Source organism: Salinicoccus siamensis (assembly GCF_055391965.1).
Genome location: NZ_AP043765.1, coordinates 1,261,867 through 1,285,295 on the forward strand (window position 1 = coordinate 1,261,867; position 23,429 = coordinate 1,285,295).

The window sequence follows — 23,429 nt, forward strand, 5'->3', positions numbered from 1 at the left end:
CAATTCTCGACAACCGTATCATACTTATTTAGTAAGTATGAATATAATTTTTAGGTTACTCTAAATTATTATGTGTTTCAAGAAAAAAATTGTAAATAATATTATTCTTTTCTCTTCGTTAGATAGTTGCAATTCACACCACATAGAAAAAAGATCAGCATATGACTTACGCCATTGCTGATCTTTTGAAATTTAGAGCCGTAACGCATTTATGAATATACTGAGGCACTCTCACTACGCTTTTAAACCGAGTTCCCGCGAGGTTGTTTCCCTGATTTCCTTCAACAATTCAACGTCTTCTATTAACGATTGCCCATATGAAGGGATGATTTCTTTTATCTTGGGGGCCCACTTTTCTTTATACTCGGGGAAATTTTTCTCAAAGACTTCCAATACGACAGATGCAGATATAGAAGCACCTGGCGATTCACCGAGCATTGCGATGACAGTATTATCTTTGGAATGTACCACTTCCGTTCCGAATTGAATAAATCCTTTGCCGTAATCTTCGGTGTCCTTGATCACTTGCACACGTTTACCCGCTACCAACAAGTCCCAGTCCTCATCTTTCGCATCAGGCACAAACTTCCTCAGCTCTTTCATTCGATCATCCTTATCCATCATGACCTGCTCGATGGAATATTTGACCAGTGGCATATTCTTGACGCCTGCCGATAACATGGTCATTATGTTGCTCGGGTTGATGGATTTGAGGAGATCTAAATTGGAGCCATTTTTAAGAAATTTAGGGCCTATGGCTGCAAAGGGGCCGAATAGCAGACTTTCGTTCCCTTGAATATAACGTCTATCCAAATGTGGAACAGTCATAGGAGGCGTGTTTGGCGGCTCTTTTCCATAGACTTTGGCATTATGCTTTTTGACTGCTTCAGGATTGCTGCAGACTAGAAATGCACCGCTTATCGGGAAGCCACCCAGGTTTCTACTCTCGGGAATTTTAGTCTTCTGGAGCAGTGGTATAGCGTTGCCCCCTGCTCCGATAAAAATATGATCCGCCACATGATAGTCGACTGTATCATCCTCTAGATTACGCACTTTGACGCCCCACTTGCCATCTCTTCTTCTCTCGAAATCAAGCACCTCATGATTATAATGCACCTGTGCATTGTCATGTTCACTGATGTTTTTCATCAACTTCCTGGTGAGCTCGCCGAAATTGACATCGGTACCCGAGTCAATTTTACTCGCTGCAACAGGCTGATCCGACGGGCGCCCTTCCATCATCAACGGCATCCATTCCTTAAGCTGATTGAAATCCTCTGAGTATTCCATTCCTTCGAACATCGGCAGTGGAGACAGCGCTTCATACCGCTTTCTCAAGAAATTCATATTATCTGCACCTTGGACAAAACTGATATGTGGCAAAGGATGTATAAACTCCCTAGGGTTTTGTATTTCATTATTTTTAACTAGATGTGCCCAGAACTGCTTAGAGACCTCGAACTGTTCATTTATCTCTTTTGCCTTCTCAATATCTATCGAGCCATCTTCCTGCTCGACTGTATAATTCAGCTCACACAATGCTGCGTGGCCTGTTCCAGCATTATTTTTTTCGTTCGAACTTTCCATAGCAGGCTCGTTCAGTCTTTCAAAAACTTTGATATTCCAGTCTGGTTCTATATTTTTTAAAAATGAACCAAATGTACCGCTCAATACACCAGCGCCTATCAATATGACACTCTTTGGCTTTGAAACATCCACTTTATGACCGCCTTTCCTATTCATAAATTTTTTTATTACATCAATATAATCTTCTCTCAGCATCATATAATCATAGTGATACCTCAATATAGATGATTCCTACTGTTTTCTTTCCACCATTTTATATGAACGTAAAATCATGAAAACAATCAGTGTAAGGATAGCCAGGACTAAAAGAAACCCAATATTAAAGCCAATACCATTTACCCATGCGTATCCGATTGCACCCGCAAACAGAAGATAGAAAGTTGTAGGTATAAGCAGCTTTGTAATGATGGTACCTTCTTTACCCACCATTCCAACAGCTGCACTCGCTGCCACCACTTTATGCACACAAATCATATTACCTGCTGCACCACCCACTGCTTGAAGGGATACTATGGCTAAAGGACTCATGTTGATCTGCTCCGCTACACCAAATTGGAATAGCCCAAACATCATGTTACTCACGGTATTACTTCCTGCTGCAAATGCACCTAACCCCCCTATAGTAGGAGATATCAAAGGCCAACTATCTCCGAAAAGGCCTGCGGCTGCTTGTGCCAAAACTAACGGCATCGATTCATATCCTGCCCCGTTAATACCAGAATTAATGAATACTTGCACAAGAGGCACTGATACTATCAATGCAGCCATCGCTGATAGAATTGTTTTCCAAGATATCTTGAATGCGTCCCCCATGCCTCTAACATCCAACTTATGTACCCATCCTGTCAGAATTGCTACGATAATGAAGACGGTCCCAGGAATCATCAACGGAGTCAGACTGTGTGTTATCCCTGTACCAAGAATGTCATCAAAGGACACAACCCAGCTTGAAAGCAACGCTTTTAGTCCAAGCGCATCAATTCTTGTCACAACCAATAATAATGCTACTAGCACGTAAGTCAGCCATGCTTTGAACATTGAAATTTTCTTTGGAGCTCTAGCATCGCCGGCCATTTGACTGATCCACGATGCGTGCCATTTCTCACGTGGCTCAAATACAAATGTTTCTTTAGGCGTGAGAAACCCTTTTCTGGCTAAAGGCACTACAATTGCAAGACCTATTAATCCCCCTATAATTGATGGGAACTCAGGTCCTAGAAAATTAGCGGTAAGGGAATAGGGTACGACGAATGCAAGTTCTGCAAAAATTGCAAACGGCCATACTTTAAGCCCTTCCAGGAAGCTTCTGTTTTTACCAAAAAATTTAGTCAGCATTGCTGACATGAAAAGCGGGATAAATAATCCAACCATCGCATGGAATATGGATACTTGGCCTCCCACATTGAATATGAATGTTGACAATTCCATGCCTTCTGCATCCAGGAACGAGTTTACAACTGGTTTATCTTCTAGACTGGTATTTACCCCTACCAAAATAGGCGTACCTACTGCTCCGTATGAAACAGGTGTAGACTGAAGCATCAATGCAACCATAACGGCGGCAAGTGCTGGGAAACCTAACGCAATAAGTAGAGGTCCCACTACGGTTGCCGGCGCTCCCCAACCTGCAGCACCTTCCAGGAAAGTACCGAACAACCATGCGACAATGATCGCCTGTACCCTTCTGTCTGGGGATATGCTTGTAAAAGATGTTCGGATTGTTTCTACAGCGCCGCTCTCTTTAAGTACATTGAGTAGCAGTACTGTACCCCTTTAAATGATGCGGCTGCAATCTCAGTAACGCCCATCTGCCACCCAAAAAATGCGATCAACACTGTAATTATGAAACTGTAGAACATACCTTTTTTAGCTGACCATCTGAGAATTACAAGAAAGAAGAATATTGATAGTATTGGCAGCAAACTCAAAAATGTCAAAGTACCCTCCCCTTACTTCTAGAAATATTATAACTAAACTTAAGTCATCTGATGACCATATGTCTATTTGAAATTATATGTAACCGCTTTCCGAATGTCAAAATTTTTTCAAAATATCGAAGTATAAAAAAAGAATCTCATTTGAGATTCTTTAATAATGCATTAATAATAATTCTTCTACTTCCTTCAAATGAGACAACATATTTTTGGTGGCTTCATCTTCATTCTTATCTTTTATTGCTTTATATATGAGTTTATGTTCCTCATAAATTTTTTCGATCGATTTCTGTGTTTCATACAACCATAGTCTTCTCGTCTCTCTCATTGTACGGATCATCGTCTCTGAAACATCTTCTAACAGATTGATGAGCAGTGGATTCCCTGTCGCTTCAGCTATAGCCATATGAAAATCATAATCTGCTTGTTCACCTAACTCATTGTTCTCGACTGCCGTCTCCATTTTCTTTAGCGCCTTCTCCATTTTTTCAAAATGAAGGGCATCTGCTTTTTTACAAGCAGCGCCAGCACAACCGACTTCTATGATTTTCCGTAACTCCAGAAGATTCGTTATATCTGATTTTGTAATAATTTCGAAGTTCTGTTCGAATCCAAGGGGCATCTGTTCATTGATAAATGAACCTTGTCCGTGTTTAACTTGAATGACATCCAACACTTTGAGACTATTTAGTGCTTCACGGATTGAAGCTTGGGATACTTGGTAGGTTTCTGCCATTTTTGATATTGTAGGCAATTTATCGCCTGGTTTTAATTTTCCAGACTTGATATCTGATAGGATTATGTCGGTTATTTCTTCGTATACTCTTTTTCTCATTATATTCAATGCGACCACATCCGATAATATTATTGTGCTACCAATAATAGCATATATTATCTTGTCAGTATCTCCCTAATGACAATATGAATTTTATAAAATGCAATCATGCCATTGTAAGTTCTTTTGGTTTTATTCAACAGGTTCATTATTGACTTCTTGGTAATCGAAAATCATAAATCCTTGTGGTGTTTCAACGATACTATATTCTACTTCTGTTAATCGTTTTCCGTTGGAGGTTGCGTGTGAATATTTTCTGCTTGTCGTTACTTCATAGGTATTCCCATCCGATTGAGTAACATCTTTAACATTTATACCGTAAGTTTCATGGTTCCGATAATTTCCTGAATCTTTATTGGCAGAGATTTTTTCAAAATTTGGGGAGCTTTCACGGGTAAAAGTCATGATGTTTTGTGCATTACCATTGTAGTAGGCCATCAATTCTTCAATATATCCTTCTATAAACTGAGTGATTCTTTTCTCTTGCTCACTCAATTCGTCTGTCTCTTCGGAGTTTGGGTCGGCAACCTGTTCAGCATCATCAGGCACATCATCCATCGTCATTATATCAACGATCTTCTCGCCGGCTTCATTATCATGCAGCCAAAAAGTACCGATGACTGTGGAATCTTCCTTGTCTTCTATTTCATATTTCATCAATTGCTGGCCGCTCACAGGTCCGCCTTCTGTTTCATACACATCCACATCCGGTGTGCCTAATGCATCGACCACTTTTTCATACGGCAATCCGGCATAATACATTACATTGGTTACAGTATTCTCTTCCGGATTCGCCGTTTCTTCTGTCTGTTTATTCCCATTCATGAATGGACCGGGGTCTGAATAATTGACGCCCAGATTGCCATATATGACGACAGGCCCGCCATGCCCTGGATAGATCAGATCATACGTCCCGTATCGCGCCTCTACTTCTGCGCGGGACATGCCTTCAGTAATGACATCTTGTGAAAATGTCAGATTTTCTGTCTTTACACCATCCGGATTAAACAAGGTCTGTTGGACTGCGTCTGAGTGGATGTCGAATACAGTGGCATTCTTTTCATTACTACTCTCATCTGATTGATTATTGGAACCTTCTTCTGAATCATTCCCATTATTTCTACCGCCTTCTGTTGGCTCCTCTGATGGGACACTTTCACCTGATGCTTCATCGCTTTCTTCGTTCTCTGAAGCGTTGGCATCGGCATTGTCCTCAGAAGATTGCACTGACGTCTTTTCTGTATCCGCTTCTGTATTATCAGCTGCATCATCGGGCGCTGCGTTTGATTGGCAGCTTGAAAGTATAAGTAACGATAAAATTGAAAATAAAGCTAAACGCATTATAATTCTCCTCATATTGAATTCATTCGATCTTATTTCAACCACCTATTATATTTCTACCCGTAATATATCAGCCTCAGTCTCTTAATTTTTTGGAGAGTAAGTCAGTCAGGTCCATTCTATCTAGTTGACCATAAAAATGCTGCAGGTTAGATAACCTACAGCATTTTCTGTCTTGCACCTAAAAACTTACACTACTTTTTCTCGTATGACCAAGTCCATTCTGAACCGTCTGAAGAGAAATGATATACATATTCACCCATCTGATCTGTTAAGTGAAAATCATAAGTGCCATTGAGCACTGGGGTTTCATTCAATTGTTCGGGGTTATTATGTGCCAGATCAATTAATTCATACGCTGTGAAATTCTTGTTCGTGCCATATACCCACTCCCAGTACATACCGTCGTAAGAGAAATCAAATTCATAACCATCATAGTTAAAATTATGATGATAAGGGGTTTCTTGCAATGGCGCTTCATTCAATGTCTGCGGTGAATGCATGGCGAGATTGGCAAGGTCCTCCTGCATGCCGTCCATATTTTGACTTGAATCCATGTCTTGTTCCTGACCATCCATATTGGATTGTTCGGCCTGCATTTGCTGTTCTTTTTGGAAAAGTGCTGCCACAGCTTCATTAAATTCTACTTGAGACAATTCTCCAAAGTCCTTCTTATAGGCTAATTCACTAATTTTATCCTGAGATTCCTGGGACATCCAAGTCGGATCAAAATCCGTGTTCGCCCAGCCATCTCCATCCGGATCGGTTTCAGCAGGCAGTACTTCCCCCCAGACCGTTTTGGCGCCGTCTTCCTCTTCTGCCTGTGCCGTACCGCTTAATCCTGTAAACATTAGTGTGCCTGCTACTAATGCCGAGCTGAGAAAAACTGATCTTCTCATCCAACAACATCCTTTCATTTATTAAGATTATTTCCAATTATAGGATAACTTACATCTATTATTATTTCAATTGTATGTACTTTCAGTTAATTTAAGTCTGACAGCACAATTATTAAAAGGAAGAATTCAGGAAATAAAATGTTCTACCTCTTGATATGCCCAGTCAAAAGTGTTCATCCATCCTGGATATTAGGATCCTCTCTTTTAGGAAAATCCAATATGATTTTTTGTGAAATCATAATTGATAACAATGACGAGGAGAGGTAATGTATAATGTACGTTTAACGGCAGGTGCCAAAACCGTTTATGAAAAAAAGATGGAGGATTGAACACAACACATCATAAAAAAGTATATTAAAATGCAGCTGGGCGAGTGAACAACCGACATAATCTTCGCCTTTTACAAGTATCCTGTATTACCTTTAATCCAGTAAGCATTGGTTTGTTCAAAATATCGCCCAGACATTTTTTAATGCCTTAGCCGTAAGATTAAATAAGTAAAGTTTCAGAAGGATTGTAAGCGAAATAGAAACAAGGAGAAATTAATGTGAAGTCTACAAGCATTATCAAAAAACCCAGAAATGTGCCTCCTATTTCCGAGGAAACCAAAGTACGATTCATTGTCAAAATGAAAGGAGGAAACTTATGAGTTCAGAAAAAGAGCACACCAGTCTACTTTCCCTCCGTTCAGTAGGATCTCTGACTGCTCTAGTTGTATTGGGTGCATCACTGCTCTGGGTGAGCTTCAATATGGAACTACCCTCACCAGAAGCTTTGCGTGAAACCATCCTCGGGTATGGCTGGGCCGGCTGGCTTGTATTTCTCGGAATCACCACTGCAATTGCTATCACACCCATTCCTGTAACAGTTCCGGCCCTAGTGGCAGGATCCCTATATGGTCTGATAGAAGGTACTATACTTTCATTCTCTGGTGTTATGCTCGGTTCATGGATCGGCTACTGGTTAGCTCGCGCTTTAGGCCAACGCATCGTTTTCCGCCTTTTAGGACGCCATAGCACCATTGTACAAAATTACCTCAGCGATGCAGGGTTCTGGGCAATGTGTACTGTAAGATTAATGCCTGCATTACCTTATTGGCCGATAAATTATGGGGCGGGTGCCTTAGGTGTAAAACAGTATGCCTTCGTCTCTGCCACCTTCGTCGCTTCCATGCCCGGTCAGATTTCTCTAGTGGCTTTGGGAGCATTTGCTTCCAATCCATCAATTTTCCACGGCACAGTATTGGTTATCGCTTGGATTGCCGTATTGATATCAACTTGGATTTCATATAAATACTGGCGAAGTACGGCACCTGATCGAAAGGAAACTGAATCAACAAAAGAATAAGGCTAATTTTATATTTTAATGTCAACTAAAAATTCCCGAGCAATGAACATGTTCCATAAATGTTCGTTGCTCGGGATTAATTGTTTCCGTTATTTATTGGATATGCTTATTTCATTCACTGCAAGAATTGCATTAGCGATTTCTTCGGGAGTGATTTTATCACTCAAGTTAGAGAACGTATCTCCAGGATCTGTCGCAAGCTCTCCAACTTTAACCAGATCTTCGAAGCTGGTATTTTCCAAATGCATTTCTTTTAGGGTTGTTGGCATACCTATACTTTTGTAAAAATCGATATATTTATGCAATGTTTCATCTGAAGCATTCTCAAGGACTAATTGTACAAGGGTGCCATAAGTTACTTTCTCTCCATGTGAGAGATTGTGGATTTCTCCTGACAAGGAAGTGAAACCATTGTGGATGGCATGGGCTGCAGCTAATCCGCCGTTTTCAAAACCAAGTCCCGAAAGCAGTGTATTCGCTTCTATGACCGCTTCGACATGAGGCGTGACCAAGCCTTTAGAAGCAGCTCGGTACGCAGAGTCACCATACGTGAACAAGGTTTCTTCACACTTTTCTGCGATGGCGATTGAAGCCAAGGTAGGTTGTCCCCCCACCATGTTCTCACCATGACTTTTTAGAGCTGCTCTTGCCTCTACTAGAGTCGCCATAGCATCACTCATCCCTGAAGCGAAAAGTTTTATCGGAGCATTTACGACTACTTGCGAATCAATGATGATCAGATCAGGATTCTTATCATAGAACTTGTAGCCTGTAAATTCACCGGATTCTGAATAGATCACAGAAAGTGAACTTGATGGTGCATCGGTTGAAGCAGTGGTGGGAACGATTATGACAGGCGCTTCCAAACTGTCGGCTATTGCTTTTGCTGTATCCAGCGTCTTACCACCGCCTATACCGACGACTGCATCGGCTTCCTTGCTTTTAGCTACTTCGCTTAACCTATCAATTTCTTTCTCAGAGGCTTCGCCATTGAACGCCTCGTACTCAAAATCTATGTTACTATTTTCGAAACTATTTGTGATTGTTTCACTGGTGATCGACCAAACCATATCATCCGCAATGACTAGTGGCTTTTTGGATAACTTGTTGGTCTCCTCTCCCAGATCCTTTAACACGCCTGCTCCCTGCACGTATTTACTTGGTGATTGAAAAATCATTCTTGCCATTTTATAACCTCCCAATAGTTGAACATCTATTAGTGACTTTACCCTTTAAGCAAAAAATTATGCCTCTGCCATAGTCTGTCAAAATATGATGGACAGTCCTTCTACCAGATATTGACCATAAAAAGTGAGCTTCAGATTGCTGTACGGAAAGTTCTTTCCAACTTAGTTCTTCTTTAATTTGATCCGATAGGACAGGCACTCATCCAACGATGCGATTTTTTGAAATGCGCCTGTCTCAAAATCTATTGCTCCTGAAGGGTAATAGGCTATAATCTGTAATCCTGCCTTTTCGCAGAGCGTATAAATCTGCTCGGGTGAGTAGCAAGCGAGGGATTGTGTAATCGTTTCGTTCTCTTTGCCTTTTTCCCACCAGGTATCGGTCATTCTATTTCCGGCTTCGTCATAATCATACTTCCGAATAATATTTTCTATACCAAACGGATACATTTCCTGTCCAGCGATTTTTTGCCAATATAGAGGTTGGTAGATATCTATTAGCGCGTACCCGTCATCACTCAGCCAATTGAAGATTCGTTGCAGCAAATATGACTGATCGTCGTCATTGCCGACACCAAATCCATCAAGATACAAAATCAGATCGAAATCACGTTGTAACTTTATTGTATAGAAGTCACCACACAGCGCTTGAACATTTTGATGGGCATGTTTTTTCGCATATCCACAAATTTCCTCCACCAATTCTATGGTTACTATTTTTCTATCTTGGCGCGCCAGTATATTAGCTATATCACTGCGACCCGCCCCCAATTCCAAAACTGTTGCAGAAGGCCGCCCTACTTGTTCGAGCAATAATGAAACTTCCTCTTCAAAGAAGTTATTGGCCGGGTAGGCGGAATTGGACCTCATTAATTCAAACTGCCTTTTATAATAGGTCTCTGCCCAATTTGCTTTCATAGTATCTACTCCTTGTACTCTCTAATCAGCACCTCAAGTGTAACTTTGCTGTTTATACTATCATCTTTCGACTACCAGGCATTCATATATAATAAGACTAATATGCATGTGCAATATTGAATTCGGTAAATTTCAATTCATTTGACTGAATATTAAGAATAACATAGAATGAAGATATTCATGGCTAATATGGTGCTTTAAAGCTCCATGAATCATTTATATAAGCAAGGTGCCTTATATAAGCATCAATGCATCATCAAAATTGATAAAGGGGATGTTTTTATGGGCAAGGTAAATCTTCAGGTCGCAAAAGAGATCATAACAGCGGCTGAGGAGCAGGCAGAAGATATCGGAGTTAAAATGGTGATATCTGTTATGGATGAAGGGGGTAACCTAATCGCAACACATCGCATGGATGATGCGTGGCTCGCGAGCATTGACATCGCACAGAACAAAGCTTGGACTTCCGTAGCGTTGAAGATGCCGACTTCGAATCTCGCAGAAGCAACGGTCCCGAATGCCGAGCTCTATGGTCTGAACACCACGAACCAAGGCCGGATTGTAGTATTCGGGGGTGGCTTCCCTCTTGAAAAAGATGATAAAGTCATCGGTGCCATCGGTGTAAGCGGCAGCAGTGTCGAAAATGATATTAAAGTATCACAAGCTGGTGTAGATGCATTTGAGAAGATGAATCTATAATTCCATGACTTGCTGAAAATGTTATATCGAGGCCGTTTCGGTCTCGATATTTTACTGCCTCAATCAATGAATTCGCTCTTTTTATATAGCGCCGATTGTAAAATTAAGCTAGACACCTAAAAAGGGTCACGCGTGATACACTCAAAATGAGTTTTCCGACCAAAGAAAATCATAGGAGTGATCACGCATGACCTACACCCATATTACCACGGACGAGCTAGTAATCATAGAAGCCTATTTCCATCAAGAGACCCCGACTTCACAGATTGCGAAACGGATTGGGCGTGCCCGTCAGACGGTCCATAATGTCATCGCATATCTCAAGGACGGGCACACTGCGCTGGAGTATTATCGGCGCTATAAGGAAAACAAAAGCCGGTGTGGTAGAAAACGGATTGTTCTACCGACCGATCAGCAGAAACATGTTGAAAAGCAGGTGGCGCAAGGCTGGACACCGGATGTGATCGTCGGTCGGCAGGAGATGCCAATTGACTGCTCGGGCCGTACACTGTATCGAATGTTCAAACGAAAAACCTTTGATGTAGCCACACTGCCGATGCAAGGCAAGCGAAAACCAAATGGCCATCAGGAACGCCGGGGCAGACAGGCCTTCAGGCGAAACATCTCTGAAAGAACAACTGACTACCCGGCGTTCAATGAAGAATTCGGCCATCTCGAGGGAGATACCATCGTCGGTGTCCGCCACAAGAGTGCCGTCATCACGCTGGTTGAACGCCTGTCTAAGGTCATTATCACCTTGAAGCCTGAAGGCCGGACGGCACAGGCAATCGAGTCTGCCATCAATACGTGGTGTCAAGAGATGCCCAGAAACCTGTTCAAGTCCATCACTTTCGACTGTGGTAAGGAATTCTCCAACTGGCAATCGATGAGCAACCAGAACGATCTGTCCATCTACTTTGCCGACCCAGGGACACCGTCTCAACGGGGATTGAATGAACATTCCAATGGCCTGCTCAGAAAGGATGGACTGCCCAAAGACATGGATTTCAACACGGTCGATCAGATATTTGTCTCGTCTGTCGCTTCAAGAAGAAACCACATACCGAGAAAATCATTGAACTACCGGACACCATTGGAAGTCTTTTTGAGTTACATGGGTGAAAAGGAACTGTCTAGCTTATTTTGACAAACGAAATAGTCTTAAAATGCTTCATGCTGCTTTGAATCCAATCTGCCTTATTATGCTACCTGTTTATATGCTATCCACACGATGACCAAAGTCATTATCATCAATCCTGCGTACATCAACCACATATTATCCAAAAGACCAGCCTGCATCATGGCCGCTGTCACATTCGTCAATGCATGCAGCACGATTGCTGCCGGGAATAGCCACCATTTTCCTTTCTTCATGACAGATGTAAATACAATGATGGACAGGCCAATATGCACAGTAATCGCAAAAACCCGTTCCACAATCGAAAGTATATAGGTGAAGGCTGATGTTCCTGCAATCGATTCGATGAGGGCTGGCGGCAGGTTATCGACCGCACTGCTGCCATTGTTGATCATAATGCTGAAGACGACTGAATTCAGCATGCCGAGCCCCAAAACTATAATCGCTTCAATACCTCCATGTCCGATACCGTAGGATATAGCTGAATCTATTCTATTGTATTTGCGCTTCATCAGCAAAAAAGCGATGAGACGCCCAGTCTCCTCGAATATCCCGGCAGCCAGCACGCCGTACAGCACATAAAGCCAAGGTGATTTATCAAGCAGCGGAATCGTACCATCCATTTTGGGTTGAAGCACCAAAAAATGACTGATCTGCTCAAGCACCATAGCGAAAAAGATGAAGATCGCTGAACCGATCAATATAGGAATCCATTGGATTTTGAATCTGCGCCTTAATACAAGGATGAAGACAAACGGCAGCAGAACCGAAGCTAAACCTGCTATTACCATAAGAATTATTTGTGATGTACCAACCATGAAATTCTCCTCTTTTTACTTAATGATAACAATGGCATCCCATAAATGGAATGCTCTCTGACAATCAACGTCCGCCCTCCTCTACGAACGCCAAACGAGTTTTCTCCTGGATTCATCTACAGATGGCGGCCTTTATAATATTTATTTGATATACTCGACATGAAAAGCCCATTTTTAGAAACGGAGCGTAATCATAATGACGATCACAGTTAAAAGAAGTACCAATTCAATCGGAATGGGTACAGGTTTGAACATCAAGACTGACGGCAAAAAAGTCGATAGAATCTACCATGAAGAAGAAAAGGAAATTGAATTGGAGAGCCCTGTTATAGAACTGAGCGTATCCCGCGGATTGTCCCGAAGCAATACGCTCAAGGTGGCAGATGAAGAGTACATCATCATACGCTCTACCCCATGGCGCACACTGTCCTTAGTCATATTATTCGTCCTGTTGGCCGTCATAATGCTTCTTGTCGATACACTTTTCCATCAGGTCATCGGCTTTTTGGGACTGTTGCTCTATGCTCTGGTTGCTGAATACAGCTTTGAACAGTTCAGGTTGGAAAAGGCAGGGTTTGAAGCGCACACTGAATTTTAAAGAGTTCTATTACGCCTTTCACGATGCTGGTTGAACAGGAAAAAGTAAACACCGGACAATACAATTAAGCCGCCTATCACTTGAAGGGGCGTCAAACTTTCGGAGAGTATGAAATAGGCAAGGAATGATGCACCCACAGGCTCCAGAAGCATAGCCATGGAAACAGTTGTAGGAGTCAGCTCGTTAAGCAGATAATTGAATATCACATGGGCGATTGTCGGAAGGATGGCGAGCAGAAGGAAGAAACTCCATTCCCGGGGCCCGTATCTGAACAGTTCAGTGCCAGTCACAATGTTGTAGACCAATAGGAATAGGCCCGCAATACTGAAGACTAGAAAGCTGTAGACCCAGTGCGTAAGATTCCGCACTGTATTCTGGCCGATCAGAAAATACGCCACAACAGCCGTTACCCCAAGAAAAGAAAGCATGTTGCCAAAAATGGCGCTCAAGTCCGTGAAGCTGAAATCTCCCCAACTGATGAGCACTACACCGAAAAATGATATGAAGACGATTGTTACCATCTTTGTTGAGACTTTCTCTTTGTATAAAAGGTAGGCGGCAACCATTGCGACAAGTGGCTGCAAGGCAAGGATGACAGTTGAGCTTGCAACGGATGTCAACTGAAGCGAAGCAAACCAGAATCCAAAATGCATGGCCAAGAAGAGCCCCGCCGCCATCAACGCCCACCATTCTTTTACGGTGGGTTTCAATAGTTCACGCCTGTATCTAAAGATGATCGGTGACAATAAAACGCCAGCAAACAGCATTCGGTACATGCTGATGATGCTCGCAGGGGCTTCTGATAATTTTACGAAAATCGCAGCGAAAGCAATGCATACGACAGAGAGGGCCAGTAGTGCCACCATAGATTTTTTCATCATTACACTCTTTCTGAAGCATATTTTAGGACTTATTAGACGGATTATTTAATTGATTAAAGAATATCATATTTTTGATTCAACGTTTGTGGCTTCTTAGCTATTGAAGAATTAACTATTTATAGAATTTGGAGTGGAACTGATGAAACACTATATGCGCCTATTCAAAACCCCTTTCAACATGATCCAATCAGGATATAAAACTGTGGAAGTAAGATTGAATGATGATAAGAGACGCAAATTAAAACCTAATGACAGATACACTTCACTGTACTGCCTGAAGAGGATCAATCTGTAACCGTGACTGTGGAAAATTGGAGACTTACCCCACTTTCAAGGATATGTACACCAGTATAAGTGCCAAAGAGCTTGGTAATGACCGCGGTGAAACAATCGCAGAAATGGTTCGGAACACTTATGACATATATAGTAGCGAGCAAGAACAGAGGTGGGGGACGATTGCCATATACATCAAGTTGTCAGTGGATTCCCCAGATTATTAATATCGACAGGAGGGGCAATATGTATTTGGAGATCTTTGATGAAATTATATCAATCATGCATAACGACTACTCGGGTCATCTGGACAAAAGATGATTTATTTGAGTTGTATTATCCCACCTCAAAAATATCAGATACGCCTGATGGGAGAACTATAACCGAGTGGGAGGCTGCTGTTAAACCGGATGTTGATATCCCTTGGAGCCCCCGTCATATCACTGAAGATCCAGACTTGGAAGCAGCACTGGTTTTTATTGACGGAAGTCGTTAAAAGTATCTTAATTTAAATTCTACAGGAGGTGGCACCATGACTGCTTCGCAATTGCTCATATTGCTGTTGATCGGCTATATGGTCTTTACAATAGACAAAAAGAAAAATAACTTTCCCGTGCCGGTAGTCCTTGTGCTCATCGGTATCGGATTATATTTTATTCCCTACTTCTCATCCATCAACTTGACCGAAAACACCATCTACCATGTTTTCCTGCCGGCTCTCTTATTTACATCCGCCTATCAGTTTCCAGCTGACAAGTTCCGAAAGAATGTCGGCATCATCGCCTTCCTTGCCACAATTGGCATCATGTTGACGGTGGCGATCCTAGGCGCGGCAATATACGCTTTAAGTGGCCCGTTCGTGTCGATATCCCTTCTCGGCGCACTAGTCATCGCTTCAATTCTCACTCCGACCGACCCTGTCTCAGTCGTATCCATCATACAAAGCGCGTCAGATGATGAGAAAGTGGCGGACGTCGTCGAGGGTGAATCGATGATTAATGATGGCACGAGCATTGTCATCTTCAGTACACTTGCCGGCATGTATACCGGCAGCCAGTCTTTTGGTGTATTCACGTTTCTTGGAGAATTCCTATTTGTCTCCTTGGGCGGTACGCTGCTCGGCATTGCATTCGGTTGGCTGATGAGTAAGGCGGTACACTTCATCCACAATAAACAGTACCAGGTCATGCTCAGCATCATCTTGGCCTATGGTCTCTTCAATCTTGCTGAAGCCGTAGGCGTATCCGGAGTGCTCGCGACCATTTTTGCCGGCATCATGCTGTCGTTCGAATACAGCCGCGCAAGTAAAGAAGACCATTTCAGGGAAGCGCTTGATGGATTTTGGGGCGTCGTCGAATTATCTGTGTTGTCTCTTTTATTCTTACTGATCGGTATAGAAGCGGCTAAATTCCTCATTTTCGATGGATGGATTTTTGCCATCATCATCTTCATTTTGGCGCTCGTTACCCGCTTCATCATAATCATGTCGACTACGCAGATATTCCCAAAATGGCGCCATCATATAAGCTGGCGCGAGTCCACTCTGATTTCATGGGCAGGACTGAAAGGCTCCATGTCTGTCTATTTGATACTGAGCCTATATTCCCAAACAGAATCGGCAGACTCTGCAATGATCATCTCACTGGCATTTGCAGCCACGCTCGCTTCGCTGGTGATACAGAGCCTCGGCGTCTCACCTCTATCCAAGAAGCTGCTCAAGTAGCCAATCATCTAGACATCGAAGTATATATGATGATGGAGTGCACATCCTTCATTGAAGGCAGCATGACAGTTGGCACAATTCACTCGTGATAAGTAATCATGGATGGTGTGGACATGCCCACAAGCTCCACATAGTATAGCTGGTGCATGAAATTCTTCCTTCTGCCATACTTCCCTATCATGATCCGCTTCTTCCTGGTGGCACTTGTAGCAAGGATAATATGTATTACAGCACTTGAATTTGATTGCAACAATGTCTTTGGCGGAATGATAATGGATGCATCTCGTCTGTTCATCAATCGGTGATCCATGGATTCCATCCATTGGACAGCACTCTCCTTATCCCCTTCTAGGGTTGGAATATAATAGTAAAACCGTTATCATAGAACATAACATAAACTAAATGATCTGACTGTTCAATAATTTTGGTCCACGCACTTCGCGCTAAAGTCTCTACTTATAATTGTTTTACCTGACCAATTCACTATTCATTGGAGCGTATGTGTATGAAAAAGCAAGTTCTCCTCTTCGTATTTTTGGCGTCATGCCTGTTTACGGGATGTGATGATCAGACGGATGAACTCTCCGGCAGATCATTCAACCTCATATACCCGACCACTCTCCCTAGCGGCCAAAGTAATCACCAAGGGTTGACCGTCTTCACATTCAAAGATGGAACGGTCGAAACGCCGTACATGAATGATGTCGAGGGGGAGTACGCCTTGAAAGAAGAGGAACTTAAGGTAGTCTTCCAGGAGGATTCCCAAAAATTGAAGATCACTTTTGAAGATTTCGATGCCAGCACTAAAAACTACAGCACATACTCCGCCATCATAGAACAAGTAGAGCTCAAAACATCAAGCAATCAGAAAGCGCGGGGCTTATCCAAATTGAAACAAATATTCAAAGTGGATTTCCCTGTGGAATTCCTGGAGAGGTAGAAGGTCCGACCTTGATTTTATAGGCCCTTTAAAACAGGATACCCCATAATAAAAAGGATGCTCATTGTGAGCATCCTTTTTTCACCTGTCATTACAGAGCTGTAATACCGCCGTCTATGACAAATTCTGAACCAGTAGAGTATCTTGCTTCATCTGAAGCCAAGAATACCACCATATCGGAAACTTCTTCAGGTTGTGCAACGCGACGGAGAGGTATCGTTTTCTTGAATTCTTCAACCGCTTCTTTTACACCTTCCTGTTCAAGCATCGGTGTCTGGATTACACCTGGGTGAACAGAGTTGACTCTGATGTTAAATGGAGACAATTCACGTGCACTTGCTTTCGTAAGTCCGCGTACGGCGAACTTAGTATCCGTATATGCCGGAGCGCCCCCTACTAATCCATTCATTGAAGAGATGTTAATGATGGAACCATTTTTCTGTTCTTTCATGAGAGGTGCTACCGTTTTAGTTCCGAGGAAGACGGAAACTTGGTTGATGTTTACAATTTTCATATAATCATCAAGCGAAATATCTTCAAGTCCTTTATTGTAAGTGATACCGGCATTGTTCACGAGTACATCGACGCGTCCGAACTTCTCTACGACTTGATTAGCTACATTTTTCCAGTCTTCTTCATTAGACACGTCATGCTTGATGAATAGCGCGTTTTCTCCAAGCTCTTTCGCAGTAGCTTGCCCTTTTTCTTCATTGATGTCTGTAATTGCAACTTTCGCACCTTGAGCGAGTGCTTTCTCAGCATGCAGTTTGCCCATGCCTTGTGCGCCTCCGGTGATGATAACTACTTTGTCTTCTAACCTTTTCATTATATGATGCCCCTTGTTGTTGGGATTACCTTTATTATTCCAGATTTCAGCCTGTTTGTGAAATGATATACTCATAGAATAAATAAAAGATAAGGATTTGTTACAATACGATGCACTGAGTTTAGTTGTGTAAAGTAAGGGTATATGATTTGAGAGTCAACCGATGATTATCCGGTTGCAATACCACGAGATTGATCAGTAGGCTGCATTAAATTATTGCAGTGCAGTAAATATAGGAGGAAAATCATGAATCAATATCAAAAACTCAACAAAAGTTTCATCAACGGCGAATGGGTTGATGGTGCTGATGAGAAGAAGACTGAAATGACGAATCCATATAATGGTGAAACATTGGCCGAAGCCACCATGGCTTCTGTCGATCAAGTGGAAGAAGCGTTCACAGGTGCAGCCAATGCACAGGACGCATGGGGGAAAGATTCCGCCAAGAGAAAAGAAGTGATGGAAAAGGCCATCCAATATTTCAAGGATAATAAAGACGATATTCTGGAAATGCTTACACTTGAATCCGGCAGTACGTCAGTCAAGGCGGGACTTGAATTCAACTTGACTGTAGGCGTCATGGAGGAATCGCTGACGATGGTTGATAAAATCGGCAAGTTTGAAGAAAAGGAATCGATCATTCCTGATAAGGTCAATGAAAACTACCGTTTGCCGCAGGGCGTCATCTCCTCAATTGCACCATTCAACTTCCCGCTATATCTATCAATGAGGACCATTGCCCCTGCACTCGCACTCGGCAATGCTGTCGTTCATAAAGCAGATATACAATGTGGACTAGTATCCGGTTCGGTCATCGCCAAGGCGTTTGAGGAAGCCGGGTTGCCTTCAAGCATCTTCCACTCCATCCTTTCACGCTCTAGCGTCATCGGGGATATCATGTTCAACCATGATTCTATCGGCCATGTAAGCTTTACCGGTTCTACCCCTGTCGGTCGCCATATCGGTGAAGTAGCTGGTGAACTGTTGAAGGAAGTTTCATTGGAACTTGGCGGTAATGGTCCGATGGCAGTCATGAGTGATGCAGATATAGATAATGCTGTGAATGCGGCAATCTACGGTAAATATCTGCACCAGGGACAAATATGCATGGCAATCAACCGCATTATCGTGCACGAAGACCTATATGATGAATTCACGGAAAAATTCGTAGAGCGTTCGAAAAAAATTAAATACGGAGACCCTAAAGATCCGGACGTGGTCGTCGGACCACTGATCAACAGCAAGCAGATGGAGAAATCTCTCGATAACATCCAAACTGCTAAAGATTCCGGTTTTGATCTATTGCTTGAAGGCGAACAGCAAGGCAATGTATTGACCCCTACTGTAATCGGTAATGTAGAGAACGACAGCGAACTGGCACAGACTGAAATGTTCTCCCCTATCGCCATAATAATCAAGGGATCATCCGATGATGACATCATCAAAAAATCAAACGATACCCAATATGGGCTCAGCTCCGCCATATTCTCTCAAGATGAAGAAAAAGCACGTCAATATGCACTTGAGCTCAAATTCGGCATGACCCATATCAATGATCAGCCGGTCCAGGATGAACCGACTGCGATGTTCGGTGGTATGCGCCAGAGTGGCATCGGTCGATTCGGCAGCCCATATATCATCGAGGAGTTTACAGAGAAAAAATGGATTTCAGTCCAGAAGAAAACAAGGGAGTTTCCATTTTAATAAGTAAAATGAATATCCCCCGGCGAATCAACATATGATTTCTCCGGGGGACGTTTTAATGTGTCCACTTCAAGTGGTACTTCCATCTTCGGTTTTTGACTCATCAACCGCAATGATGCTTTTCATCACTTCTTTCCAGGTTTCCTCGCTGTCTGATCCCATGGACTCAAAGATTTCATTCATTTTCCCTCTTTGAACATCGCTCAATTGTCTTTCAAGCGCTTCCCCTTTTTCTGTCAGTTTCAATTCACGAACACGACGATCGTGTGATGCAGGTTCACTCGTCATATAGCCCATCTCAACCAGTTGGCGTGTCGGGGCATGCAGCGCCTGCTTAGTCACTTCTAATGTATCCAAAAGTTCATGGACACTTATATTCGGTTGTCTGGCGACAAAAAATAGAATTCGATGATGAAGGCGATGGATGCCGTGCTGCGAGAGGATGCGGTCAGGTTCTTTTATAAATGTCCGGTATGCAAAATAAAAAAGCATAAGTGTCTCGTTCAACTGATCTTCACGATTTTTATCCATAGTGCAATTACCTCCTTGTAAAAGAATATCAGAATTAAGTGTCCTTGTGCTGAGTGGCTAGCCATAAAAAAACGACGATCTTTTATAGGTCAATAACATTGACCTATAATGATGCTAGTGTTACCCTTTAATCAGACATAAGCTGGTTGGAAGCTGGCGCCCTATAAAGCGAAGACCCAGCCATCAGACAATGATCCTATCAGAAACGCATGACAAAATACTAATTTGAGGTGTTTAGAGTGAAATATGAGTATACTGTTTCAGACTATCTATTAGATCGGTTATCAGAACTTGGTATCCGCCATATGTTTGGTGTACCAGGCGATTACAACTTGGCTTTCCTGGATGATGTCATCGGCCATGAAGGCATGGAATGGGTGGGTAACCGTAATGAGTTGAATGCCGCTTATGCTGCCGACGGCTATGCCCGCATCAATGGCATTGCTGCTTTGAGTACAACGTTCGGTGTCGGTGAATTGAGCGCCATCAATGGCATTGCTGGTTCCTATGCTGAACATGTGCCTGTAGTTAAAATTTCAGGTGCACCGACGACAAAAGTGATGGACAATGGACTTTATGTCCATCATACATTAGGCGACGGCAAATTTGATCACTTTTCCAGAATGTTTCAGGAAGTGACTGCGGCCCAGACTTTTTTGACGCAGGAGAACGCCGCCTACGAAATCGACCGGGTACTGCTTGCCTGTCTGACTGAGAAGCGTCCTGTCCATATTACATTGCCAATCGACGTATACAACAAACCGGCAAGTAAGCCAACATCCCCGCTCCATGAAGCAGTGACTGACAGCAACCAGGAGGCATTGGAGCAGATGCTTGCTGAAATCACGCCCATGATCAATGAAGCAAAGCGGCCTGTCATATTGGCGGGGTATGAAGTGAACCGCTATGAAAATCGGGAAGAACTGCTTCAGTTCGCTGATAAAACAGGCATCCCGGTTACAATTTTGAGTGGCGGCAAAGGAGTATTCAATGAAGAACATCCGCAGTTCATCGGCGTCTATAATGGTGAGCTGAGTGCGCCCTACCTGCAGCAACGCGTGGACGAAGCCGACTGCATAATACAGATCGGAGCCAAACCGACCGACTCGACGACAGGCGGCTTCTCCTACAACTTCTCTGAAAAGAACGTCATTCAAATTTCACCATTCTCCGTAAAAGCGACAGAAAAGAAACATGCGCCAATCACAATGCACGACGCATTGTCTGCACTGAGTGGGAAAGTCAGCAAAAAAGACCCTGAATCGATGGACATCAAGTCCCTGCACGAGCAGCTTAAATCTGGCACATATGAAGCTAAAGAAGAGAATCTTCAACAAAACCGCTTCTTTGAGCGCCTATCCTCTTTCATGAAAGAAAAGGATATACTGCTTGCGGAACAAGGCACTGCCTACTATGGCGCAGCAACGATGCCGATACCGAAAGATACGATGGTCATCGGACAGCCTTTATGGGGTTCAATCGGCTTTACACTGCCTGCCCTATTAGGATCTCAACTTGCAGATATGGGCCGCCGGAACATTCTCCTTATCGGCGATGGCTCATTCCAACTGACTGCGCAGGAGCTGTCGACTATGCTCGCACAACAGATCAAACCGATCATCTTCCTGATCAATAATGATGGTTATACTGTTGAACGTGCCATACATGGTGAAAATCAGCCCTATAACGATATACCGATGTGGGACTACATGAAACTCCCTGAAGTGTTCGATCCTGAAGGGAGAACTTTGACACTCAAAGTCGAAACTGAGACTGGGCTTGAAGAAGCATTGAAGGCAGCAGAAGAAAACTCTGAATCGATGACCTTCATCGAAGTCATGATGCACCGTGACGACAAACCCGATCTGTTGGAACAGCTGTCAAAACGATTTGCAAATCAGAATGCCTGATTTTTTCTGATCGATTATATATGAAAAAGAAGCCCTTTAATTTAAAGGGCTTCTTTCTATTCAAATGGATTTTGCAAGTCATATTTGATGGTTTTTAGAGTTTTGCTACTAATATGCGCTCCATCCTGCATCTGCCGCAAGTGCGACATCATTAATATAACTTGAATCGTCAGAGGCAAGGAACAAGGCATATTCGCAATCTCTTCCACTGTGCCGGCCCGTGGCATGAGGTTGACCCCCCTCGTTGATGCTTCCATGCCAAAATCATCTACACCTTTCATGGCCGCTGAGAACCCTGATTGGACAGCTGCTGGCGCCAATGCATTGCACCGGATATTCTCAGACCCGTAGTGGGACGCAACATTTTTCGTCATGCCGACGATTGCGTGTTTGGCAGCAGTGTAGGTCAATCCTCCACGACCACCCGTTAGTCCGGTGATCGAAGGCATATTTACAATTGTACCCCCGCCGTTCTCCTTGAAATACCGATTCCCGAGGCACTCCCTGTAATGACTGCAACTTTTTCATCCAATTTACCCATCTTGTTCATCCCTTTCATGTAGGATAAATCTTTTACCTCTCTATAATACCACTTGTGCTCTAAGCCATTGAGTATAATGGCTTGAAGATTCGATTCATCTGATTGATGAAAGGCTTTTTGTTTTCTGGTATCATATCATCAAATCGACTCATACAGACATTTATGCGTACCATAAGAATTAAACAGGGAGTGACTCGATGCATATAAGACGCCTGACCATCAGCGATGCTGAAAATTTCCTCGCCTTGAATAAAAAATTGGACGACTCCGGATTCATGCTCCATGACCCGGGAGAAAGAAAGATGAAAACAGCAGAACAACGCCGCGCACTCGTGAAACTGAATGATGATCCTTCAACCATCTTTTATGTTGCAGAGGAGTCGGACCAACTTATCGGCTTTATAGCAGCCTTTCGGGGAAAACTCAATAGGAACAGACATCGTGCCTCCCTCGTGGTGGGTGTAGATGAAGCGTACCGCGGCAAAGGAATCGCGACCCACCTTTTTCAGAAGATATTCGGCTGGGCTGGGGATAATAATCTTTTAAGACTGGAATTGACGGTCATCGAGAACAATATGCCTGCCTTGAAACTTTATCGGAAAATGGGGTTTAAAACGGAAGGCGAGAAAGTACAGTCTTTGAAAATTAACGGCAAAATGGTCAATGAACTATATATGTATAAGCTATTATGATACGCAGGCTATATATTTCTGACATGGATTCAATCTTTCAGGGAAATAATGCCGGCCGCATCGTGGTTGATGGATGCGGCCGGCATTATTCTTTATATGAAATTTTGAAG

At 42.9% G+C, this 23,429-nt stretch carries 23 protein-coding genes and 1 pseudogene; 11 read left to right on the top strand and 13 right to left on the bottom strand.

Annotation, left to right across the window (positions count from 1 at the left end; all coding sequences use genetic code 11):
* Positions 1 to 234: 234 nt before the first annotated feature.
* From mqo to ACZ5LF_RS06590, 5 genes and pseudogenes are all read right to left on the bottom strand, one after another.
* The gene (gene mqo, locus ACZ5LF_RS06570; RefSeq protein WP_380569240.1) at positions 235 to 1,719 is read right to left on the bottom strand and encodes a malate dehydrogenase (quinone); all 1,485 of its coding nucleotides are present in this window, start codon (positions 1,717 to 1,719) and stop codon (positions 235 to 237) included.
* 99 nt (positions 1,720 to 1,818) lie between these two features.
* A pseudogene (locus tag ACZ5LF_RS06575) lies at positions 1,819 to 3,524 on the bottom strand (L-lactate permease).
* Between the two features lie 151 nt (positions 3,525 to 3,675).
* Positions 3,676 to 4,356, bottom strand: a complete 681-nt coding sequence (locus ACZ5LF_RS06580; RefSeq protein ID WP_380569248.1) for a FadR/GntR family transcriptional regulator — start codon at positions 4,354 to 4,356, stop codon at positions 3,676 to 3,678.
* Positions 4,357 to 4,488: 132 nt separating this feature from the next.
* Positions 4,489 to 5,697, bottom strand: coding sequence for a hypothetical protein (locus ACZ5LF_RS06585; protein ID WP_380569241.1), 1,209 nt, complete (start codon positions 5,695 to 5,697; stop codon positions 4,489 to 4,491).
* A gap of 194 nt (positions 5,698 to 5,891) precedes the next feature.
* Complete coding sequence (locus ACZ5LF_RS06590) at positions 5,892 to 6,596, bottom strand: hypothetical protein (RefSeq protein ID WP_380569242.1); 705 nt, start codon at positions 6,594 to 6,596, stop codon at positions 5,892 to 5,894.
* Positions 6,597 to 7,241: 645 nt separating this feature from the next.
* Here ACZ5LF_RS06590 and ACZ5LF_RS06595 point away from each other — a divergent pair.
* The gene (locus ACZ5LF_RS06595; protein WP_380569243.1) at positions 7,242 to 7,943 is read left to right on the top strand and encodes a TVP38/TMEM64 family protein; all 702 of its coding nucleotides are present in this window, start codon (positions 7,242 to 7,244) and stop codon (positions 7,941 to 7,943) included.
* An 89-nt stretch (positions 7,944 to 8,032) separates the two neighbouring features.
* On the opposite strand, the gene ACZ5LF_RS06600 is transcribed toward ACZ5LF_RS06595, so the two are convergent.
* A complete protein-coding gene (locus ACZ5LF_RS06600; RefSeq protein WP_380569244.1) occupies positions 8,033 to 9,130 on the bottom strand; it encodes a glycerol dehydrogenase in 1,098 nt (365 codons plus the stop codon).
* 162 nt (positions 9,131 to 9,292) lie between these two features.
* On the bottom strand, positions 9,293 to 10,045 hold the full coding sequence (locus tag ACZ5LF_RS06605; protein ID WP_380569245.1) for a class I SAM-dependent methyltransferase: 753 nt from the start codon (positions 10,043 to 10,045) through the stop codon (positions 9,293 to 9,295).
* 282 nt (positions 10,046 to 10,327) lie between these two features.
* On the opposite strand from ACZ5LF_RS06605, the gene ACZ5LF_RS06610 reads away from it, so the two are divergent.
* Together ACZ5LF_RS06610 and ACZ5LF_RS06615 are read left to right on the top strand one after the other, a co-directional pair.
* Positions 10,328 to 10,744 carry a GlcG/HbpS family heme-binding protein gene (locus ACZ5LF_RS06610; protein WP_380569246.1) on the top strand — a complete coding sequence of 139 codons (417 nt, stop codon included), beginning with the start codon at positions 10,328 to 10,330 and terminating at the stop codon, positions 10,742 to 10,744.
* Positions 10,745 to 10,931: 187 nt separating this feature from the next.
* Positions 10,932 to 11,891: an IS30 family transposase gene (locus ACZ5LF_RS06615; RefSeq protein WP_380710055.1), complete on the top strand. Its 960-nt coding sequence runs from the start codon at positions 10,932 to 10,934 to the stop codon at positions 11,889 to 11,891.
* A 53-nt stretch (positions 11,892 to 11,944) separates the two neighbouring features.
* Here ACZ5LF_RS06615 and ACZ5LF_RS06620 read toward each other — a convergent pair whose 3' ends face one another.
* Positions 11,945 to 12,700, bottom strand: a complete 756-nt coding sequence (locus ACZ5LF_RS06620; RefSeq protein ID WP_380570307.1) for a YhfC family intramembrane metalloprotease — start codon at positions 12,698 to 12,700, stop codon at positions 11,945 to 11,947.
* Between the two features lie 196 nt (positions 12,701 to 12,896).
* On the opposite strand from ACZ5LF_RS06620, the gene ACZ5LF_RS06625 reads away from it, so the two are divergent.
* A complete protein-coding gene (locus ACZ5LF_RS06625; protein ID WP_380570306.1) occupies positions 12,897 to 13,298 on the top strand; it encodes a hypothetical protein in 402 nt (133 codons plus the stop codon).
* Here the strand turns inward: ACZ5LF_RS06625 and ACZ5LF_RS06630 are convergent.
* Positions 13,295 to 14,176: a DMT family transporter gene (locus tag ACZ5LF_RS06630; RefSeq protein ID WP_380570305.1), complete on the bottom strand. Its 882-nt coding sequence runs from the start codon at positions 14,174 to 14,176 to the stop codon at positions 13,295 to 13,297. The genes ACZ5LF_RS06625 and ACZ5LF_RS06630 overlap by 4 nt on opposite strands.
* A gap of 142 nt (positions 14,177 to 14,318) precedes the next feature.
* Here ACZ5LF_RS06630 and ACZ5LF_RS06635 point away from each other — a divergent pair, with 142 nt between their 5' ends.
* The 3 genes from ACZ5LF_RS06635 (at position 14,319) to ACZ5LF_RS06645 (ending at position 16,175) form a co-directional block, all read left to right on the top strand.
* Complete coding sequence (locus ACZ5LF_RS06635) at positions 14,319 to 14,474, top strand: hypothetical protein (protein WP_380570304.1); 156 nt, start codon at positions 14,319 to 14,321, stop codon at positions 14,472 to 14,474.
* 243 nt (positions 14,475 to 14,717) lie between these two features.
* Entirely contained in the window at positions 14,718 to 14,948 is a 231-nt protein-coding gene (locus ACZ5LF_RS06640; RefSeq protein WP_380570302.1) for a hypothetical protein, read from the top strand.
* A 36-nt stretch (positions 14,949 to 14,984) separates the two neighbouring features.
* Entirely contained in the window at positions 14,985 to 16,175 is a 1,191-nt protein-coding gene (locus ACZ5LF_RS06645) for a cation:proton antiporter (protein ID WP_380570301.1), read from the top strand.
* 8 nt (positions 16,176 to 16,183) lie between these two features.
* Here ACZ5LF_RS06645 and ACZ5LF_RS06650 read toward each other — a convergent pair whose 3' ends face one another.
* Complete coding sequence (locus tag ACZ5LF_RS06650; RefSeq protein WP_380570300.1) at positions 16,184 to 16,498, bottom strand: CHY zinc finger protein; 315 nt, start codon at positions 16,496 to 16,498, stop codon at positions 16,184 to 16,186.
* Positions 16,499 to 16,680: 182 nt separating this feature from the next.
* Between ACZ5LF_RS06650 and ACZ5LF_RS06655 the strand changes: the two genes are divergently transcribed.
* Positions 16,681 to 17,115 (top strand): hypothetical protein, encoded by a 435-nt coding sequence (locus tag ACZ5LF_RS06655; protein ID WP_380570298.1) that lies wholly within the window; start codon positions 16,681 to 16,683, stop codon positions 17,113 to 17,115.
* A gap of 91 nt (positions 17,116 to 17,206) precedes the next feature.
* On the opposite strand, the gene ACZ5LF_RS06660 is transcribed toward ACZ5LF_RS06655, so the two are convergent.
* Entirely contained in the window at positions 17,207 to 17,941 is a 735-nt protein-coding gene (locus ACZ5LF_RS06660; RefSeq protein WP_380570297.1) for an SDR family NAD(P)-dependent oxidoreductase, read from the bottom strand.
* A 246-nt stretch (positions 17,942 to 18,187) separates the two neighbouring features.
* Here ACZ5LF_RS06660 and ACZ5LF_RS06665 point away from each other — a divergent pair, with 246 nt between their 5' ends.
* Complete coding sequence (locus ACZ5LF_RS06665; protein WP_380570296.1) at positions 18,188 to 19,645, top strand: aldehyde dehydrogenase family protein; 1,458 nt, start codon at positions 18,188 to 18,190, stop codon at positions 19,643 to 19,645.
* A gap of 69 nt (positions 19,646 to 19,714) precedes the next feature.
* Here ACZ5LF_RS06665 and ACZ5LF_RS06670 read toward each other — a convergent pair whose 3' ends face one another.
* Positions 19,715 to 20,176, bottom strand: a complete 462-nt coding sequence (locus ACZ5LF_RS06670; protein WP_380570295.1) for a MarR family winged helix-turn-helix transcriptional regulator — start codon at positions 20,174 to 20,176, stop codon at positions 19,715 to 19,717.
* 239 nt (positions 20,177 to 20,415) lie between these two features.
* Between ACZ5LF_RS06670 and ACZ5LF_RS06675 the strand changes: the two genes are divergently transcribed.
* Positions 20,416 to 22,086, top strand: a complete 1,671-nt coding sequence (locus ACZ5LF_RS06675) for an alpha-keto acid decarboxylase family protein (protein ID WP_380570294.1) — start codon at positions 20,416 to 20,418, stop codon at positions 22,084 to 22,086.
* 56 nt (positions 22,087 to 22,142) lie between these two features.
* Here the strand turns inward: ACZ5LF_RS06675 and ACZ5LF_RS06680 are convergent, their stop codons facing one another.
* Entirely contained in the window at positions 22,143 to 22,535 is a 393-nt protein-coding gene (locus ACZ5LF_RS06680) for an SDR family oxidoreductase (protein ID WP_380570293.1), read from the bottom strand.
* 289 nt (positions 22,536 to 22,824) lie between these two features.
* On the opposite strand from ACZ5LF_RS06680, the gene ACZ5LF_RS06685 reads away from it, so the two are divergent.
* A complete protein-coding gene (locus ACZ5LF_RS06685) occupies positions 22,825 to 23,319 on the top strand; it encodes a GNAT family N-acetyltransferase (protein ID WP_380570292.1) in 495 nt (164 codons plus the stop codon).
* The last annotated feature ends 110 nt before the right edge of the window (positions 23,320 to 23,429 follow it).

Coding starts and splice junctions, on each gene's coding strand:
- ACZ5LF_RS06650 (WP_380570300.1), bottom strand. CDS start 16,498: ATGGATGGAATCCATGGATCACCGATTGATGAACAGACGAGATGCATC.
- ACZ5LF_RS06635 (WP_380570304.1), top strand. CDS start 14,319: ATGAAACACTATATGCGCCTATTCAAAACCCCTTTCAACATGATCCAA.
- ACZ5LF_RS06655 (WP_380570298.1), top strand. CDS start 16,681: ATGAAAAAGCAAGTTCTCCTCTTCGTATTTTTGGCGTCATGCCTGTTT.
- ACZ5LF_RS06590 (WP_380569242.1), bottom strand. CDS start 6,596: ATGAGAAGATCAGTTTTTCTCAGCTCGGCATTAGTAGCAGGCACACTA.
- ACZ5LF_RS06610 (WP_380569246.1), top strand. CDS start 10,328: ATGGGCAAGGTAAATCTTCAGGTCGCAAAAGAGATCATAACAGCGGCT.
- ACZ5LF_RS06625 (WP_380570306.1), top strand. CDS start 12,897: ATGACGATCACAGTTAAAAGAAGTACCAATTCAATCGGAATGGGTACA.
- ACZ5LF_RS06645 (WP_380570301.1), top strand. CDS start 14,985: ATGACTGCTTCGCAATTGCTCATATTGCTGTTGATCGGCTATATGGTC.
- ACZ5LF_RS06595 (WP_380569243.1), top strand. CDS start 7,242: ATGAGTTCAGAAAAAGAGCACACCAGTCTACTTTCCCTCCGTTCAGTA.
- ACZ5LF_RS06665 (WP_380570296.1), top strand. CDS start 18,188: ATGAATCAATATCAAAAACTCAACAAAAGTTTCATCAACGGCGAATGG.
- ACZ5LF_RS06580 (WP_380569248.1), bottom strand. CDS start 4,356: ATGAGAAAAAGAGTATACGAAGAAATAACCGACATAATCCTATCAGAT.
- ACZ5LF_RS06660 (WP_380570297.1), bottom strand. CDS start 17,941: ATGAAAAGGTTAGAAGACAAAGTAGTTATCATCACCGGAGGCGCACAA.
- ACZ5LF_RS06630 (WP_380570305.1), bottom strand. CDS start 14,176: ATGAAAAAATCTATGGTGGCACTACTGGCCCTCTCTGTCGTATGCATT.
- ACZ5LF_RS06615 (WP_380710055.1), top strand. CDS start 10,932: ATGACCTACACCCATATTACCACGGACGAGCTAGTAATCATAGAAGCC.
- ACZ5LF_RS06680 (WP_380570293.1), bottom strand. CDS start 22,535: ATGCCTTCGATCACCGGACTAACGGGTGGTCGTGGAGGATTGACCTAC.
- ACZ5LF_RS06640 (WP_380570302.1), top strand. CDS start 14,718: ATGAAATTATATCAATCATGCATAACGACTACTCGGGTCATCTGGACA.
- ACZ5LF_RS06585 (WP_380569241.1), bottom strand. CDS start 5,697: ATGCGTTTAGCTTTATTTTCAATTTTATCGTTACTTATACTTTCAAGC.
- ACZ5LF_RS06600 (WP_380569244.1), bottom strand. CDS start 9,130: ATGGCAAGAATGATTTTTCAATCACCAAGTAAATACGTGCAGGGAGCA.
- ACZ5LF_RS06620 (WP_380570307.1), bottom strand. CDS start 12,700: ATGGTTGGTACATCACAAATAATTCTTATGGTAATAGCAGGTTTAGCT.
- ACZ5LF_RS06685 (WP_380570292.1), top strand. CDS start 22,825: ATGCATATAAGACGCCTGACCATCAGCGATGCTGAAAATTTCCTCGCC.
- ACZ5LF_RS06605 (WP_380569245.1), bottom strand. CDS start 10,045: ATGAAAGCAAATTGGGCAGAGACCTATTATAAAAGGCAGTTTGAATTA.
- ACZ5LF_RS06670 (WP_380570295.1), bottom strand. CDS start 20,176: ATGGATAAAAATCGTGAAGATCAGTTGAACGAGACACTTATGCTTTTT.